A 16110-nucleotide genomic window follows, 5' to 3' on the forward strand; every position below is an offset into this window, starting at 1 on the left:
ATTAGGAGGTAGATTCATGGAAAAGGCAAAACAAGGAGATAAGGTAAAGGTTCATTATAAAGGATTTCTAGAAGACGGAACAGTCTTTGATTCTTCATTTGACCAAGATCCCCTTGAGTTTACAATTGGCAATGGTGAAATAATTCCTGGATTTGAAAATGCTGTTATTGGCATGGGTGTTGGAGAAACAAAGGTTGTTGAGGTTGCTCCAGAGGATGGTTATGGAGAGTACAACGAAATGGCTAAGTTGGAAGTCCCAAAAGAGAGTCTTCCTGAACACATCAACCCAGAAATTGGAATGATGCTTCAGCTCACCACTCCTCAGAACACTCAGGTTCTTGTTAGGGTTACTGATATGGATGATACTAATGTTGTACTTGATGCTAATCATCCCCTTGCTGGAAAAAACCTTAAGTTTGAGATCCAATTGGTTGATCTAGTAGCAGCTTAAAAACACAAAAAAGCGGTATCTCTGGATACCGCTTCTTAATTTTTAGGCATTCCACCCATAAAAATTTTTGCTGCCATTTCTGCAAGTTTATATATTTTATCATTTCCTGATTGATTTTCATTGTCCCCATGTCCTTTATAACTAACTATTATTCCTAATATGGAGGCAAAAAACGATTTTGCATAGAGGCTTACATTTTCTTTTGTACATCCTAAGGCAAGCAACATATCTTCAAATTCTCTCTGATATTCATCTCTGATCCTGACAAACTTTTCCCTTGCCTCTTCTTCAACTTCATCATTAATCAAAAAATGCCCCAACATCTGCAGAGTAGATTTTCTTGTTATGAAAAAGTCCACTATGCCTCTGGCAACATCTGCTAAATTAGGACTCCCAGACTTAATCCGTTCCAATTGCATTTTTTTGCCTTGCTCTACTTCATGTTCCAAAATCTCTGCTATGACATCATCTCTGCTGGAAAAATATCTATAAATAGATGCAGCGCTGATACCTGCTTCCTCTGCTATGTCCCTCATTCCTATTTCATAAAAAGAATGTTCTGAAAATAACTTCATTGCAGATTCTAGAATTATTTCTTTCCTATATGCCCTTTCTTCTTCTTTTAATTTTAAAAACGTTGAGGACTTCTTCATGTTCTTTACAACGCCTCCAAATAGAAAGTTTTTAATCAAACTTAATCGTTAGAAAAATTGCTCTCCGTATATACTCATTTTGTAAATTTGTAAACCATTAAAACAAAGTTTTATATTTATTAATCACTTGCAACAAAAAAGGAGAGCAAGCTCTCCCTTTTTTGTTTAAAATTTTTCATAGTGAACAAATTCTGAGATCTCCTTTCTCTTTGGAGGCTTTGGATCCTGGGCAGGATATCCCATGGGGACCATGACAACAACTTCATATCCATCTGGCACGCCTAATACTTTTTTTGCCTTGTCTTGATCAAAAAGTCCAATAACTACGCCCCCAAGTCCCAGAGATTTTCCAGTTAAACACAGATTCTGGGTGGCTATCCCAATATCAAACATAAACCAATCACCAAATTTTGTAGTGACTTTTCCTTTATAGTAACCTGCCTGTTGTAATTTTGCCACCATAACAAAAACTACTGGTGCTTTAACTATAGCAAGGTATGCTGGATTATTATTTGGCACTGTTTCCTGAAGTTTTTTCTTGACATCCATATCTTTTACAACAATCACTTCCCAACATTGAGTATTTGCCCACGATTGAGCCCACTTAACTGACTCAAGGAGCTTCTCAATCTTCTCCTGCTCTACATTCTTATCTTCAAATTTTCTTATACTTCTTCTGGTTTTGATAATTTCCATAAACTCTGTCATAGATACCCCTCCTTTTTATACATTAAATCTAAATGTTATAATATCCCCATCCTTGACAGTATATTCTTTACCTTCTAAACGCAACACGCCAACTTCTTTTGCTTTTTTAAAATCCCTGTATTTCTCAAAGTCAGCCCATGACAAAACTTCTGCTCTGATAAATCCCTTTTCTATATCAGAATGAATGGCTCCAGCTGCTTCTTTTGCATTACATCCTTTTTTGATTGTCCAGGCCCTTACTTCTTTTTCACCTGCAGTCAAAAAAGTAATGAGCCCTAAGAGTTCATATGTTGCATGGATTATTTTATCAAGGGCAGACTCTTTAAGCCCCATGTCCTTTAAAAACTCTTCCCTTTCTTCTTCGTCTTCTATTTCTCTAAGCTCTCTCTCTAATTTTGCACACACCTCTATTTTTTTCTTCTGTGGCTCATCTCCATTGTTTTCAAACTCATATTTCCCCATATCAGATTCTAATACATTGTACACATACAAAATTGGTTTGGCAGACAAAAATTGAAATCCTTTAAGTTCTGGAGCTAATCTTATTTGTTCATTAGTTCTTAAGGGAATTTCTTTTTCCAAAAGCTCCTTTGCCAGAACAAGCAACTCTTCTTCTTTTGGATTTACTAAATTTTTGTCTTTTCTTTTGTCAACAGCGATCCTATCAAGCCTTTTTTCCACAACTGCAAGGTCGGATATTATCAGATCCCCTTCAATATTCTCTTCCTGCTTTTTAGGGTCATTTAGACCTGAAAAGCAATCAATTACTGGCAAAAGACAATCCATACTTCTTATGTCATTTAACACCTTGTTTCCAAGGCTCTTGGCCCCTGCACCAGTGATTTCCCAATATTCAATTTCAGAATAAGTAACTTTCTTTGGTTTGAATATTTCTGCAAGAGGTTGCAATCTCGGGTCTATTACCTTGACCATTGCCCTGTTCAAATTTGCTGCCTGAGCTCCTGCAAGTGCAAGAAATAACTCTGTTTTACCTGAGCCAGCAAAACCAAAAATACCTGTTTTCATTTTAATCTCCTAACTCTAATTTTTTAGTAATTTTATAATCTCAGGGATTACTTTTTCTACCATTATTTCCACCCCTTGCTCATTGGGATGGACCATATCTTGTAATGTCAAAGAATGATTACCTATTATGCCACCTAAAAAATCGTGGACTAAGGGTATGTTATGTTTTTTTGCAAGGTCTATATAAATTTTTTCAAATTTCTTGCAATATTCTTTGTCTATATCAAAAAGTCCCACTGGAATCCTTGTACCAATGAGCAGTATCTTTGCACCAATTCCTTTTGCCTTTTCTATAATTTTATCAAGATTCAAATAAATATCTTCAATTGGATATTCCAAAAACCCATCATTTATGCCTAACTCCAAAACCACAATATCTGGCAATTCCTTTAAATAAAAGTCAATTCTTCTAAGACCTCCAAAGGTGGTATCACCAGATACACCAGCATTAATTACTTCTACATTGTACCCCTGGTTATTTAGCCGCATCTCAAGCCTGCTTGCAAATGACCTATCACGCCTTAAACCATAGCCTTCTGTTAAGCTGTTGCCAAAGGCAAGGATCTTTATCATACAATACCCCAAAAACTAATAATTGAACTTTTATTATTTTTATTTTAAAAGAAGTTTATGCATTGGTATATTTATGCACTTTTAGCTTTTTTTATAATAGGTATTCAGCGTTTTTTTTATAATGTTGCTGCAAAATACAATTGTAATTCCCTTGCTACAACTCTTATTTTCATGTTTTCTGTAAGCTGTATCAGTTTTATCTATATATTTGTAACCAACACTAAAATTTCTCTAAATAGCTATACACTCTTTTTAAGTTTTTTAAATAGTATCACATTTTCAATTGCTACAATAAGCCATATCCAGGCCCTTAAATTTTCTTCACCCTCGTTAGTATATCCTTTTATTCGATTAAACATATTAATAGTAGTTTTATATTCTTGTTTTATATTAATGGAAAGACTTACATCTATTCAACTTATTGGAATTTTTATCTCAATCATAGCCCTGTTTCTAATTAGTTCCGAATTTAAAAATGATTCTTATAAGAAAAAGGAAAATAAAATAGGATTTATCTGGGCATCATTTGCTATGGTATGTGGTGCTATTTCGTCTATTTCATGCAAATACGCAGCTAATTATATAAATAAGTTTGTATTTATTTTTATATCATATGTAATGTCCACATTCTTTTTAACAATTGGGTTAAAGCTATTAGATCCAAAAGAAAATTTGCTATCTAAAAAACATTATTTTAAATTTGCAACAATTATTATTGGAATTTTAATGGGAATACTTAATATTCTTGGTTTTTATTGTTATCTTATGGCTTTAGAAACTGGTCCCCTTTCCATTGTTGTAACTATTAATGGAATGCATTTTGTAATAGGTATTATAATGTCTGCCATTATATTTAAAGACAAAATTACCAAAAAATCCTTATATGGAATCTTTTTAACTATTATCTCGCTTATACTACTAACGGATTTTTAATAACTATCTCCTCCCAATTTATAGACTGAGCTATTTCATCAATTGTTTATGTATCTAAAATCTTTACTTTGTCTTTATTTACAAATTCCAAATAATCTCCCAACAATTGTAGAGCAAGCCAGTTTTTCGAAGTGGCAATGTTTATTATTTCTTCTGTGAGATTTAGTGACGCAACAACAGGAATCACTTTTAGATTTCTATATTCTGGAAAAAATGTTAGAAAATCAGAAATAGCTGACTCAAATTCTTCAAAATGATGTCTTCTATAGGTAGATTTTACATCAACCAAAAAGAGATAATTGTCTGCTACACATATAACATCATATTCTCTTATTTTTCCATTTAACTTTCTTTTCCTTCTTACAGAAATTTCTGTTACATCGAGATTATAAGTTCTTTTAATAAGTTGTGGAATCCCTGGTGCAACTATATCTTCCGCCAATGTACCCAATTTGTTTGCCAACTCACCCCATCTCTTATTCATCTCCTTATGGATCCTTTCACTTTCGTTCTTAAATTCTTTCATCTCATCTTTAAATTCTCTCATTTCATTTTTGAATTCTTTCATCTCTTTAGAAAGCTTTTCAATCTCCATTTCTGTTTTTCTAGACTGATATACGAGCTCCATTAGGGCCTCTTCCAGCCTATCCACCTTTTTTTCAAGAGCTACATACTGCATGCTTAAACCCCCTTCCTTATCTTGCTTTGCAAATTACTCTAATTTTGTGCTTCTAACCACATGATAGCTTCTTCAAAGTCTAGGGTTTCTTCATAAATTGCCCTTCCTGTAATAATACCTTGAAGGCCGTATTCTTTAAGGGGATAAAGTCTCTTTACATCGTTTATGTCTCTGACTCCACCAGCGTAGATAACAGGAAGTTTGGTAAGAGATAAAAACCTTTTTACAGGTTCAGGATTAATCCCTGTTTGCATACCATCCTTTGAAATATCTGTATAAACAATAAAACCAGCACCCATATTTTCTGCATCTAAAACAACGCTGTCAATTGTAAGCCCTGTGTCCTCAACCCATCCCCTGGATTTTAGCTTACCCTTTTCAGCATCAAGAGATACGCCTATTTTACCTTTATATTTATCACAAAGGGACTTAAAAATTGATGGCTCTTCGAAAAACATAGTTCCAATTATTAGTCTAGTGACACCAGCATCAAAATACCTTCTGGCTACTTCAAAGTTGCGAATGCCCCCACCAAGTTGTACAGGGATATCTATAGAATTACATATTTTTTCAATTAGATTATAATTTTTTGGAACCCCTTCAAAGGCTCCATCTAAATCCACAATATGTAAATATTTGGCTCCCTTATTTGCCCAATGTTTGGCCATTTCAACAGGATCTTTTGAAAATACAGTTACATCATTGTATTTTCCCTGTCTAAGTCTTACACATTCTCCATTTTTTATATCAATAGCAGGAAATAATATCATAGTCCAAGCTCCTTAATGCCTTGAATTATACCCTCCTCTGCAAGTTCATAGGCACTAACCCACTTGCCACCCCTTTTTATAAATTTATTTATTTCCAGGATATCTTCAGAAAGGGGTTTTTGTTTCTCATTATATAAGTAAGAACGTATTAATCTACCCTGTGTTATATCTATTAGATTTAGAGACAACATCACTTTTGCTGGCTCATATGCTCCCCACTTGCCCCCTACCCTGGGCTTGAATATAAATAGTTGGGGAACAATTAAATAATCTGAGGGAATACATTTCCCTATTTCAATCCATTTTTCAACTGGATTTAAATATGTTTTATTTTCTTTTAAAACAACTAATTCCTTACATTGATTAACAAAATTAGGTCCAATTATCTCAATTCCTTGTCTAGCAGATACCCTGGACAAAAGGATATTTGTTAATTTTTTCAGTACGTCTCTGTCTATCTTACCAGAATCTTTGACTATATATCCAGATAACACATCATGGGACAAAGTTGGGTGCTCAAATGGTGCTATGGCTATTTTCCCTTTGATAATATTTTTAGTTTCCTTTTTACTTACCCCTGCACACCCTGCAAAAAAAATCACTAATATTATTATTAAATTTTTTTTCACTCTAAAAGCCCTTTTGTGCTCATTGTTTTTTCCTCAAATACAATTTGTGTTGCTTTTCTCAAGGCAATACCAAAACCTTTGAAAGCTGCCTCTATTAAGTGGTGGCCGTTTTTACCATAAATAAAATTTATATGAAGATTTATCTGGGCCTTATTTGCAAATGACTTAAAAAATTCCCTCCAGATATCCCTTTCCTGACCAAAAATTACCTGGGGCAATATCTCATCATTATTTAATACAAAATATGGCCTTCCTGATAAGTCCACCACAACTTCAACCAGGGCCTCATCCATGGGCACCCTCACCCATGACATCCTGTTAATACCTTTTTTACCAGCTAAGGATTTCTTAAACACATCTCCAAGACAGAGCCCTATATCTTCAACTAGATGATGTGCATCTACTTGGATATCACCACTGGCTATAACCTGTAAATCAAAATTTCCCCAAAAACAAAATAAAGTAAGAAAATGGTCAAGATAGCCTAGTGATGTATCTATTTTAGATTTCCCATTACCATTTAAAAGAAATTCTATCTGGATATTAGTCTCCTTTGTCTGTCTCTTGTACTCTATTTTCTTCATTTACTTCTCCTGCTTTTTGAAGTTCAATGTCTTTATTTTCATCAGTATTTTCTTTTGTTTTCTCTTTTCTACCAAAAATATGGGCAATCCAGATACCAACTTCATAGAGTAGCACCAATGGACCAGCCATAAGTACCTGGGTAACTGCGTCAGGTGGTGTAAGTATGGCAGCAATAATAAATGCTATTAAGATTGCATATTTTCTATATTTTCTAAGGAATTTTGATGTAACTAATCCTAATCTTGCTAGAAAGAATATCACGAGAGGAAGTTCAAAGACAAGACCAAAGGCAATTAAAATTCTAATTGCAAAAGACAACCCCTCTTTCATACTAATCATAGGGCTTATATAAATATCTGCAAAACTCATAAAAAATTTATAAGCATATGGAAAAATAACAAAATATCCAAAAAGCGCACCTATTATAAACAAAAAAGCAGAACATAGAGAAATAGGTAAAATAAATTTCCTTTCTTCTGGATATAGACCTGGTTTTACAAAGAGCCATATTTGATAAAAACTATAGGGAAGGGTCAGAAAAATACCAGATATAAATGCCATTTTTAAATATACAAAAAAGGCTTCATGGGGAGATGTGTAAATCATTGTAGAATTTTTTGGAAGCGATCTAAAAAGAGGAAGCATTATATAATTAAATATTTGTTTTGATACAGGCACGCATGCAAGCATTCCCAGAAAAATAGCAATAACAGCCTTAACCAGTCTCCGTCTAAGTTCCTCTAAGTGGTCAAGGAGGCCCATCTCAGCCATCTCATCTTCGCTAGAATCTTTAAGGTCTTCTAAATCAGGCAACCTGGGTGTATTTTCAGCCAATTCTACTTCATTTTTGGGTAGGTTTTCCTTTTCATTCATCTAACATCATCTCCTTGTTTTATGTCTTTTCCTACTATTTAATCAGTTATAAGTAAAAAATGAAGAGTTTGTGAAAAGTTATTCTTTAATATTTTAAAAATCTTGTAAACCCTTTTTTAGGTGGGAATTTTCTTTTGATTTAAAATGGAAGGGGATAATAACCTAAACTGGTTAGTTTAACAACTTCAGGTCATCTGGTATGTTACATAATCTTTGTTATATTTATCCATAAGTAATATTAACCCTCAAGATCTGTTTTTTTTCTTCATTATTTTCCCTTGCAAATCCTCTGACCTCTCTATAACATCAATTCCGTAAATGGTTCACAAAAAATTTTAAAAGGGGTTTTTTTAGATGTTGGATAAAAATCTACTTAAAAGATACGCAAGGGTTCTTTTTTGGGGACTTGAGACTGCAAGGCTAGATAAATTCTCAAAAGAAGACATAATTTTGGTGAGATACGACCTTCCAGGAAGGGATCTTGCCACTGAAGTATTTACTGAGATTTTGAAAAGAAAGATGTATCCTGTTCAAAGGATAACCCTTTCCCCTGCAATGGAGTATTCATTTTATTTAATTGGTGATGAGGATCAAATATCCTTTATACCTCCAGGGGAAAAGGAACTTTTTAGTAATTTAAACGGTCTTATCTCAATCTTGGCGCCTGAGTCACTCACCCATTTAAAAAATGTTGATCCAGCAAAAATTGGCAGGTCTTTAATTTCCAGAAAAATTTTAAGAGATATTTTAGATGAAAGGGAAAATAAGGGGTTGTTTTCCTGGACCCTATGTCTTATGCCAACAGAAGAACTGGCTAAAAATGCAGGGCTTAGTATAAAAGAATATACTGACCAGATCATCAAGGCTTGTTATTTAGATTATGAGGAGCCAGAGAAAAAGTGGCAAGAAATTTTTGAAAATGCAAAACAAATAAAGAAATTTTTAAATTCCCTTCAAATAGAAACCTTACATTTAGAATCAGAAAATTGTGATTTATATGTAACTGTTGGACAAGATAGACAGTGGATAGGGGTATCTGGTCACAATATCCCAAGCTTTGAGATCTTTACATCACCTGACTGGCGGGGCACAAAAGGGATTTTTTATATGGACCAACCTTCCTTTAGGTCTGGAAACATCATAAAAGGACTCAAGCTGGAATTTAAGGAAGGAAGGGTGGTAAAGCTATCAGCTGAAGAAGGAGAAGTTTTTGTAGAAAAACAGATCCATGTAGATGAGAATGCATGTAAAATTGGTGAGTTTTCTTTAACTGATAAGAGGTTTTCAAGGATTGACAAATTCATGGCGCACACCTTATATGATGAAAATTTTGGAGGTGAACATGGAAATTGTCATATAGCCCTTGGAGCATCATATGCTGATACATATCTTTTAGGGGGAGATAAATTAACAAAAGAGTTGAAAGAACAGCTCGGATTTAATGACTCTGCCCTCCATTGGGACCTTGTAAATACTGAACAAAAAAAGGTAACTGCCCACTTAAAAGGCGGAGGTAAAAGGGTTATTTACCAAGATGGAATATTTATTTTATAATACTTGCTGCAAATATTATGATAAGGAGTTAAAAATTAAATGCACGAGATGTCCATTGCACAGGGAATTATGGATGTTGTTAAACAGGAGATGACGAAAAACAAGATGAAGGTCTTGTTAAAGGTGAAGATTAGAGCAGGTAAACTAAATGCAATAGTACCAGAAGCACTTCAGGTTTGTTTTGACATGCTGTTGCAGGACACTCCGTGGCCTGGTGCAATGTTGGAGATAGAAACTATCCCAATAAAACTTAAATGTCCAAAATGCTCCCAGGAATTTTTACCAGAAGATCAGGAGTATATGGGATCCATTATCCAGGCGCCATGTCCCAATTGTGGTACAGATATTGGACACGAAATAGTCTCTGGAAAAGAGCTTTTAATTGAATACATTGAAGCAGAATAAAAGGAGTATCAAGATGAAAATTCCAGTAATCAGAAAAATTTTAGAAAAAAATGAAGAAAGAGCAACTGAGCTTAGAGAAAGATTTGACAAAAACAATACCCTTGTACTCAATTTAATTAGTTCACCTGGAGCAGGTAAAACCACCCTCCTGGTAAGGACCCTCTCTGCTCTAAAAGATCAATTTAATATGGGAGTTATTGAGGGCGATATCCAGACCACGGCAGATGCTGAAAGGATTGCTCAAACTGGGGTACAGACAGTACAGATAAATACAGAAGGTGCGTGCCATTTGGATAGCAATATGATCTATGCAGCGACTCAAAAGATGGATTTAGGTGGATTAGACATACTCTTTGTTGAAAATGTGGGCAACTTAGTGTGCCCTGCTGAGTTTAAAGTTGGTGAGGATTTTAAAATCGCACTCTTAAGTATCCCTGAAGGGGATGATAAGCCAGAAAAATATCCATTACTTTTCTCAGAAGCAAAGGTGTTACTTTTAAATAAAATTGATCTTCTTCCTTATCTTGACTTTGACGTTGAAAAGGTAAAAAGAGTTGTAAAGACTCTCAATAAAGATATTGAGATATTCATGGTCTCTGCAAAAACTGGACAAGGCTTTGATGAGTGGCTAACTTGGCTAAAAAATAGGGTGCTTGAAAAAAAACAGGGAAAATAAAAAAGGGAGGCATAAGCCTCCCCTTTTTTATTCAATTTTTATGACTCAATTGGAATCTTTTTACCCCTTGCCTCTTCTTTTTTAGGTAATCTTATTTCTAATATACCATTTTTAAATTTCGCAGATACCTTGGACTCATCAATTTCAGTTGGCAAGGGTATTGACCTATAGAAGGAACCATAACTACATTCAATCCTGTGGAAATTGTCTTTTTTCTCCTCTTCTTCTAATTTCTTTTCTCCCTTTAAGATCAAGGTGTTGTTTTGAATTGTGAGTTCTACGTCTTTTGGCTCAAGACCTGGAAGTTCTGCCTTTACTTTAATTTCTTTTTCATTTTCACTTATATTTATAGCGGGATATGTTACTTCTCTAAACAGAGAGAAATTAAAGGGGTCTCTCCATAAACTCTCAACAAGATCAAATATAGATTCACTCTTTGTTACATCACTATCTTTTCTCAGTGCTGGTAGAAACCTTAGTCCTAACATATCCCATCACCTCCTTTTTTATAATTTTTCTTGCTTTTTCTATAATAGAAAATAAAAAGCAATGTATAGGTGTCAAGGGGTTTGTTAAAAAATTTTATTCCATAATATTCCAAATATTTTGAATAGTTATGCCATTATCCACGGCCTCTTTGATTTTATTCTCATCACCTAATATTACAATTACTCCCCTATCCTTTAGACAGGCCACATACTCTGCAAAGGATTTAAAATCCTCCTTTGTACAGGACAAGACCTCATCTCTTATTTTTTGTCTTATCTTCTGGTCGTCCCCAACAATATACCTTGTCATTGCTTGAAGTCCCTTTGCATCTGGCAATTTGTAAGCGTCAATGACAGATATTGTACCAATTATTGCCTTTTCAATCTCTGTATCTTCAATATCTAATTTATTTAAATAATTGGCTGTGTTATCATACACCTGTAATGTATTTAAACAATTTGGATCCCTGTAGGATATAAAACTAAGTATTTTTGAAAATCTATCTAGACTTATAAATCCTCCATAAGCTCCGCCCTCTACTCTAATTTTATTCCATATATACGTATTTCTCAAATATCTTGTAACAACTAGATGAGAGCCTTTAAATTCATAGCCAGTCTCTTTAAGATTAACCCCTTTGCCAACATAATTGACTTGGGCCGGAACCACCATTGCCTCGTTACCTTCAATATTTTGATAAATCATTTTGTGTATATATCTTTTCGTGCTATAGAGTTCTCTCCCAAACGCACTAACATGTGAATCTGCCTTTGTTAAAATTTCACTATTACCTGTTAAATTAAAAATAATAGAAGATGCTTTATACAAGCAATCAAATGTTTCGTGTAAGTCCTTTAATACATCCTCAAAATTATTTTGGGTCCTCTGAATTAAATATCTTAAGAAGAGTAAATAGCTAACTCCGCCAATTTGTTCATTTATCCAACCAGTTAAATCAAGCTTTGCTGCCAGCCTTGTGGATACAACCATGTGACCTGCAGGAATAAGCATACTTTCCAGTTTTGCCTTTTCCTGCATTAGAATTTGCAAGAATCTATCCTTATTGTTTAGTGACGGATGTTGAAATATCTCTGTTAATATCTCAAAAAGATCAGGGATATTATCTTTAAGTGTTTTAGATCTAATAATTAAATATGCGACATTTTTTCCAGCTACATCCTTTGATATAAAGGTCTCATGGTGTATGCCACCAGTTTTAGCCTGAATAATCTTATCTAAAGACACATAATCGTGTTTTGTAGTTCCCATCTCAGTTAGAGCACGGCCAATTAAGTTTACATATCCCAAATATTTCTGTGGTACTGATTTTAAATCAAAACCTATATCAAAATACAAAATATTATTAGTCTCAATATCGTGGTATAATACATCCCCATATTCTCTATTTGATATAGTGGTAGGCACTTCTTTTTCTTCTCTATCTATATCTTTTAATTTTATGTGCGGGATTTTCTTAATATCTTCCTCTTTATCTTGTTTTTTCTGATATTCTTTAAATTTTTCTAAATCCTTATATATAACTTTTTTGTCCTTTACATTAGATAAAACTTTTTCAACTCTTTTTTGTTCTTGTATTACAAGTTCTTTGGCCAGTTCTTCTTTTGGAATTAATTTTACAGTTGTTCTGTGTGTGTTGTTTAAAAAATATTTTGCTACAAGTTCTTCAAATATCCTTTCACCTTCAGCAATATTTTGCTTTATTAAATTTAAGGGTTTTTCAAAACAAAGGGTAAGCAAGGGATCTTCATCATAGAGCCAGGTGGTGAGCGCCCTGAACATTACAACAAGTCCCCTTGGATAATTTCCAGTATTTAGCTCCCTTAAGTCAAACTCAAAACTATTTATGGCAGCATCTACTAATTTTTTGTCAAAATTATTTTTATATATATCTTCTAAGGAATTATTAATTATTTCCCAGACCTTTTGAAAATTTTCCTCCATGACACTTTTAAGTCCAGTAGAAAAATACATTTGTCTTAGATCTTGCTCCAACCCAACTCCACAGAGTCCTTCACCCAGTCCAGACTCAATTAAATTTTTCTTAAGTACTGATGAATCCATATTGATGAGTAGATATTCAAGTATCTGCAATCCAAAATTAATGTATAAGAGTGATGTTTCATCTAGTAGCCAGTTAAAAGTAATAAACGGCTTTGAGTTTTCTGCGGCTGGATAATAAAATTCGCATTCTTTGGGTCGGGTAAATCTATTTTGCAGTGGAATAGTTGAAGATACCTTTATTTCATCAAAATCTCTTAAATACTCATCTATTATTTCAAGCCTTTTTTGTTCAGGGTCGTTTCCCCAAAAAAATATCCTGGAATTTGATGGATGATAATATGTCCTGTGAAATTTAACAAAATCCTCATAAGTTAGATTTATAATCTCATCTGGATGCCCTCCTGAATCAAAACCATAGCAAGTTAAGGGGAAAAGTGTTTGCTGGGAGTATTCCATTAACATGGAATCAGGAGATGAATATGCACCTTTCATTTCATTGTAAACAACTCCCACTATTTTGGCATTATTTAGATCATTTCCTTCTACTTCTATGTGCCATCCTTCTTGCATAAAGATTTCTTTTGTAAGAAGGGGATTAAATACAGCATCTAAATACACGTCTATCAAATTATAAAAATCCTTTTCATTTTGAGAAGCAACAGGATAACAAGTCTTATCTGGAAAGGTCAGGGCATTTAAAAAAGTCTGCATAGAACCTTTAAGTAATTCAACAAAGGGTTCTTTAACTGGATATTTTTTGGAGCCACAAAGAACAGAATGTTCTAAAATATGCGCAACACCTGTAGAATCTTTTGGTGGAGTTCTAAAAGTAATTCCAAATACTTTATTTTCATCATCATTTTGGATGGATAATATTTCAGCTCCATTTTTCTTATATCTATAAAAACTTGCAATTGAATTTAATTCTTTTATCTCCCGTTTCCAAATCAGTTGGAATTTATCTTTTACCATTTGTTTTCTCCAATAATTTAAGTTAAAAATTTAATGTACCTGGTGTCCTGGGAAATGGAATTACATCACGAATGTTTGACACTCCAGTTAAAAACATAATGAGCCTGTCAAATCCAAGTCCAAATCCCGAGTGTTTAACTGTTCCATAACGCCTTAAATCTAAATACCACTCATAGTCTTGTATTTTCATCTCAAGTCTTTCCATGTTTTTAACAAGTACATCAAACCTCTCTTCCCTTTGACTTCCCCCAACAACTTCTCCAATCTTGGGAAGTAAGATATCCATTGCAGCAACTGTTTTTCCGTCATCATTTAATCTCATATAAAATGGCTTTATCTCCTTTGGATAATTGTACACAACAACAGGGCCATTAAAATATTTTTCAGTAAGATATCTCTCATGTTCTGTTTGTAGGTCTTCTCCCCATTTGGGCTTAAATTGAAATCCCATTTTCTTTTCAGCCTTCTCTAAAATATTTATGGCCTCTGTGTATTCTATTCTCACAAAGGGTTCATTTATTAATTTCTCAAGCCTAGAAAAAAGTCCTTTGTCTAAAAATTTAGAAAAGAGTTCAATATCCTCAGCTCGTTGATTAAGAGTGGTCTTAACCACATATTTTATCAATTCTTCTGCTAAATCCATGTCATCATTTAAATCAAAAAATGCCATTTCAGGTTCAACCATCCAAAATTCAGCTGCATGTCTTGGGGTATTTGAGTCTTCTGCCCTAAAAGTAGGCCCAAAGGTATAGACCCGACCAAGTCCAAGGCATATGGCCTCTGCTGTAAGTTGTCCAGAAACAGTCAAATAGGCATCTTTTTTAAAAAAACTGTCTTTTTTCTCGCCCTTTTTTATTACCTGAAACAGATCCCCTGCCCCTTCACAGTCTGAAGATGTAATAATAGGTGTGTGGATGTAAAAGAAATCTCGTTCTTGTAAAAAATTATGGATGATGTACGAAACTGTTGATCTAATTCTATTAATTGCTCCATATTTATTAGTCCTAACCCTCAAGTGGGCAATCTGACGCAAAAATTCATCTGAATGTCTTTTTTTCTGCAAAGGATACTTATTGGGATCAGCTTCACCTAAGATAAAAACCTCTCTTCCCATAAGTTCCCATTTTTGTCCCTTACCTGGCGACTCAACAATATCCCCTTTTACTTTTATTGAACTTCCTGTAGTTATTTTTTTTAGATGGGCAGCAGATATTATTGAGTGGTCAATAACAACCTGCAGATTTTTAAGGCACGATCCATCATTTAATTCAATAAAGGAAAAACCCTTGGAATCCCTCCTTGTCCTAACCCATCCCTGTACAACAACATCCTTTTTTTCTTTATCCAAATCAATTATCTCTTTTATCAACATTTTTGTATCCATATTTTTTGTATTTTTGTTTATCACAAAGTTAACTATATCAGCTAGTATCTTTTTTTGTTAAAATCATCTTTGAAATTCCAGCACCATCTGAAATTTACAAGTTGTCTTAGAATAGTCAAGCGTAAATTAAATTAGCTTAAAACTTGGCTTTTGATACTTCTATAATAGCAATTTTCTTTGAGTTTGTGAAGCTAGGATTTATAGAGTAAGTAATACGAGTAAATTGGTATATTGGTATATTAGTGTATTGGTGTATTGGTGTAGTGGTGTATTTTGGTATTTATTTTTCGTAAAGTATGGGAAAGAGGACGATATTGAAGCTTTAGGGAAAAATTGTATCAAGGTTTAAATAATTCCTTGTAATGATTATACAAAAAGATTATATAGGATGTGTGTTACAGGGACATCTATGCTTTTATAGGCCTTTTTGTAAATTAAAACTAGCTAATTTTTATCGGGGAAAATTCCATTTCACGCTGAACCAAGAAAAAAATAATCCTTAGACTGGGTATGGAATAAAAGAATGTATATAACAAAAGAAATTGAAATAACAGATATTAAAAAATTAAGGCAAATTGCACACTTATTGGCAAAAAAAAGCCTGACAATTGGTCACGGAAAATATCTTTTACAAGGAGAGCTGGGAACAGGGAAAACAACATTTGTCAGGTTCTTTGTTGAAATGTTGCCAGGCTCAGAGCAAGCAGAAGTAAGTAGCCCCAGTTTTA

General features: G+C 33.8%; 18 protein-coding genes. 6 read left to right on the forward strand and 12 right to left on the reverse strand.

Annotated features, from left to right (window positions below; translation table 11 throughout):
* Nucleotides 1-16: 16 nt before the first annotated feature.
* Nucleotides 17-451, forward strand: a complete 435-nt coding sequence (locus ACY2V1_RS04490; protein ID WP_461833603.1) for an FKBP-type peptidyl-prolyl cis-trans isomerase — start codon at nt 17-19, stop codon at nt 449-451.
* A 35-nt stretch (nt 452-486) separates the two neighbouring features.
* Here the strand turns inward: ACY2V1_RS04490 and ACY2V1_RS04495 are convergent, their stop codons facing one another.
* From ACY2V1_RS04495 to ACY2V1_RS04510, 4 genes are all read right to left on the reverse strand, one after another.
* Nucleotides 487-1104, reverse strand: a complete 618-nt coding sequence (locus tag ACY2V1_RS04495) for a TetR/AcrR family transcriptional regulator (RefSeq protein ID WP_461833604.1) — start codon at nt 1102-1104, stop codon at nt 487-489.
* A 165-nt stretch (nt 1105-1269) separates the two neighbouring features.
* Nucleotides 1270-1812 carry a nitroreductase family protein gene (locus ACY2V1_RS04500; RefSeq protein ID WP_461833605.1) on the reverse strand — a complete coding sequence of 181 codons (543 nt, stop codon included), beginning with the start codon at nt 1810-1812 and terminating at the stop codon, nt 1270-1272.
* 15 nt (nt 1813-1827) lie between these two features.
* Nucleotides 1828-2838: a DUF933 domain-containing protein gene (locus tag ACY2V1_RS04505; protein ID WP_461833606.1), complete on the reverse strand. Its 1011-nt coding sequence runs from the start codon at nt 2836-2838 to the stop codon at nt 1828-1830.
* Between the two features lie 15 nt (nt 2839-2853).
* Entirely contained in the window at nt 2854-3411 is a 558-nt protein-coding gene (locus ACY2V1_RS04510) for an arylesterase (protein ID WP_461833607.1), read from the reverse strand.
* Between the two features lie 57 nt (nt 3412-3468).
* On the opposite strand from ACY2V1_RS04510, the gene ACY2V1_RS04515 reads away from it, so the two are divergent.
* Nucleotides 3469-4344 (forward strand): DMT family transporter, encoded by an 876-nt coding sequence (locus ACY2V1_RS04515; protein WP_461833608.1) that lies wholly within the window; start codon nt 3469-3471, stop codon nt 4342-4344.
* Nucleotides 4345-4390: 46 nt separating this feature from the next.
* Here the strand turns inward: ACY2V1_RS04515 and ACY2V1_RS04520 are convergent, their stop codons facing one another.
* The 5 genes from ACY2V1_RS04520 to tatC are packed head-to-tail and all read right to left on the reverse strand — an operon-like array spanning nt 4391 to nt 7769.
* The gene (locus tag ACY2V1_RS04520) at nt 4391-5023 is read right to left on the reverse strand and encodes a hypothetical protein (protein WP_461833609.1); all 633 of its coding nucleotides are present in this window, start codon (nt 5021-5023) and stop codon (nt 4391-4393) included.
* 38 nt (nt 5024-5061) lie between these two features.
* Complete coding sequence (gene hisA, locus ACY2V1_RS04525) at nt 5062-5793, reverse strand: 1-(5-phosphoribosyl)-5-[(5-phosphoribosylamino)methylideneamino]imidazole-4-carboxamide isomerase (RefSeq protein ID WP_461833610.1); 732 nt, start codon at nt 5791-5793, stop codon at nt 5062-5064.
* A complete protein-coding gene (locus tag ACY2V1_RS04530; protein ID WP_461833611.1) occupies nt 5790-6422 on the reverse strand; it encodes a hypothetical protein in 633 nt (210 codons plus the stop codon). Before ACY2V1_RS04530 ends, hisA begins: the two co-directional genes overlap by 4 nt.
* Nucleotides 6419-7006 (reverse strand): imidazoleglycerol-phosphate dehydratase HisB, encoded by a 588-nt coding sequence (hisB, locus tag ACY2V1_RS04535; RefSeq protein WP_461833612.1) that lies wholly within the window; start codon nt 7004-7006, stop codon nt 6419-6421. Before hisB ends, ACY2V1_RS04530 begins: the two co-directional genes overlap by 4 nt.
* Nucleotides 6966-7769 carry a twin-arginine translocase subunit TatC gene (tatC, locus tag ACY2V1_RS04540; protein WP_461833620.1) on the reverse strand — a complete coding sequence of 268 codons (804 nt, stop codon included), beginning with the start codon at nt 7767-7769 and terminating at the stop codon, nt 6966-6968. Before tatC ends, hisB begins: the two co-directional genes overlap by 41 nt.
* A 465-nt stretch (nt 7770-8234) precedes the next feature.
* Here tatC and ACY2V1_RS04545 point away from each other — a divergent pair, with 465 nt between their 5' ends.
* From ACY2V1_RS04545 to hypB, 3 genes are read left to right on the forward strand one after another with little or no spacing between them, the layout of a single operon-like run.
* A complete protein-coding gene (locus ACY2V1_RS04545; RefSeq protein WP_461833613.1) occupies nt 8235-9434 on the forward strand; it encodes an aminopeptidase in 1200 nt (399 codons plus the stop codon).
* Nucleotides 9435-9473: 39 nt separating this feature from the next.
* Nucleotides 9474-9839 carry a hydrogenase maturation nickel metallochaperone HypA/HybF gene (locus ACY2V1_RS04550; protein ID WP_461833614.1) on the forward strand — a complete coding sequence of 122 codons (366 nt, stop codon included), beginning with the start codon at nt 9474-9476 and terminating at the stop codon, nt 9837-9839.
* 13 nt (nt 9840-9852) lie between these two features.
* Nucleotides 9853-10515 (forward strand): hydrogenase nickel incorporation protein HypB, encoded by a 663-nt coding sequence (hypB, locus tag ACY2V1_RS04555; RefSeq protein ID WP_461833615.1) that lies wholly within the window; start codon nt 9853-9855, stop codon nt 10513-10515.
* A 38-nt stretch (nt 10516-10553) separates the two neighbouring features.
* On the opposite strand, the gene ACY2V1_RS04560 is transcribed toward hypB, so the two are convergent.
* The 3 genes from ACY2V1_RS04560 to asnS form a co-directional block, all read right to left on the reverse strand.
* Nucleotides 10554-11003, reverse strand: coding sequence for an Hsp20/alpha crystallin family protein (locus tag ACY2V1_RS04560; protein ID WP_461833616.1), 450 nt, complete (start codon nt 11001-11003; stop codon nt 10554-10556).
* A gap of 94 nt (nt 11004-11097) precedes the next feature.
* Entirely contained in the window at nt 11098-13998 is a 2901-nt protein-coding gene (locus ACY2V1_RS04565) for an insulinase family protein (RefSeq protein ID WP_461833617.1), read from the reverse strand.
* 22 nt (nt 13999-14020) lie between these two features.
* Nucleotides 14021-15370, reverse strand: coding sequence for an asparagine--tRNA ligase (gene asnS, locus ACY2V1_RS04570; RefSeq protein ID WP_461833618.1), 1350 nt, complete (start codon nt 15368-15370; stop codon nt 14021-14023).
* A 535-nt stretch (nt 15371-15905) separates the two neighbouring features.
* On the opposite strand from asnS, the gene ACY2V1_RS04575 reads away from it, so the two are divergent.
* A partial coding sequence (locus tag ACY2V1_RS04575; protein WP_461833619.1) for a tRNA (adenosine(37)-N6)-threonylcarbamoyltransferase complex ATPase subunit type 1 TsaE occupies nt 15906-16110 on the forward strand: 205 nt, incomplete at its 3' end.

The organism is Desulfothermus sp., from assembly GCF_053993635.1.

Excerpts from the sequence above, each read along its gene's own strand:
- ACY2V1_RS04490 (WP_461833603.1), top strand. The coding sequence starts at position 17 with ATGGAAAAGGCAAAACAAGGAGATAAGGTAAAGGTTCATTATAAAGGA.
- ACY2V1_RS04495 (WP_461833604.1), bottom strand. The coding sequence starts at position 1,104 with ATGAAGAAGTCCTCAACGTTTTTAAAATTAAAAGAAGAAGAAAGGGCA.
- ACY2V1_RS04500 (WP_461833605.1), bottom strand. The coding sequence starts at position 1,812 with ATGACAGAGTTTATGGAAATTATCAAAACCAGAAGAAGTATAAGAAAA.
- ACY2V1_RS04505 (WP_461833606.1), bottom strand. The coding sequence starts at position 2,838 with ATGAAAACAGGTATTTTTGGTTTTGCTGGCTCAGGTAAAACAGAGTTA.
- ACY2V1_RS04510 (WP_461833607.1), bottom strand. The coding sequence starts at position 3,411 with ATGATAAAGATCCTTGCCTTTGGCAACAGCTTAACAGAAGGCTATGGT.
- ACY2V1_RS04515 (WP_461833608.1), top strand. The coding sequence starts at position 3,469 with ATGCATTGGTATATTTATGCACTTTTAGCTTTTTTTATAATAGGTATT.
- ACY2V1_RS04520 (WP_461833609.1), bottom strand. The coding sequence starts at position 5,023 with ATGCAGTATGTAGCTCTTGAAAAAAAGGTGGATAGGCTGGAAGAGGCC.
- hisA (WP_461833610.1), bottom strand. The coding sequence starts at position 5,793 with ATGATATTATTTCCTGCTATTGATATAAAAAATGGAGAATGTGTAAGA.
- hisB (WP_461833612.1), bottom strand. The coding sequence starts at position 7,006 with ATGAAGAAAATAGAGTACAAGAGACAGACAAAGGAGACTAATATCCAG.
- tatC (WP_461833620.1), bottom strand. The coding sequence starts at position 7,769 with ATGGGCCTCCTTGACCACTTAGAGGAACTTAGACGGAGACTGGTTAAG.
- ACY2V1_RS04545 (WP_461833613.1), top strand. The coding sequence starts at position 8,235 with ATGTTGGATAAAAATCTACTTAAAAGATACGCAAGGGTTCTTTTTTGG.
- ACY2V1_RS04550 (WP_461833614.1), top strand. The coding sequence starts at position 9,474 with ATGCACGAGATGTCCATTGCACAGGGAATTATGGATGTTGTTAAACAG.
- hypB (WP_461833615.1), top strand. The coding sequence starts at position 9,853 with ATGAAAATTCCAGTAATCAGAAAAATTTTAGAAAAAAATGAAGAAAGA.
- ACY2V1_RS04560 (WP_461833616.1), bottom strand. The coding sequence starts at position 11,003 with ATGTTAGGACTAAGGTTTCTACCAGCACTGAGAAAAGATAGTGATGTA.
- ACY2V1_RS04565 (WP_461833617.1), bottom strand. The coding sequence starts at position 13,998 with ATGGTAAAAGATAAATTCCAACTGATTTGGAAACGGGAGATAAAAGAA.
- asnS (WP_461833618.1), bottom strand. The coding sequence starts at position 15,370 with ATGTTGATAAAAGAGATAATTGATTTGGATAAAGAAAAAAAGGATGTT.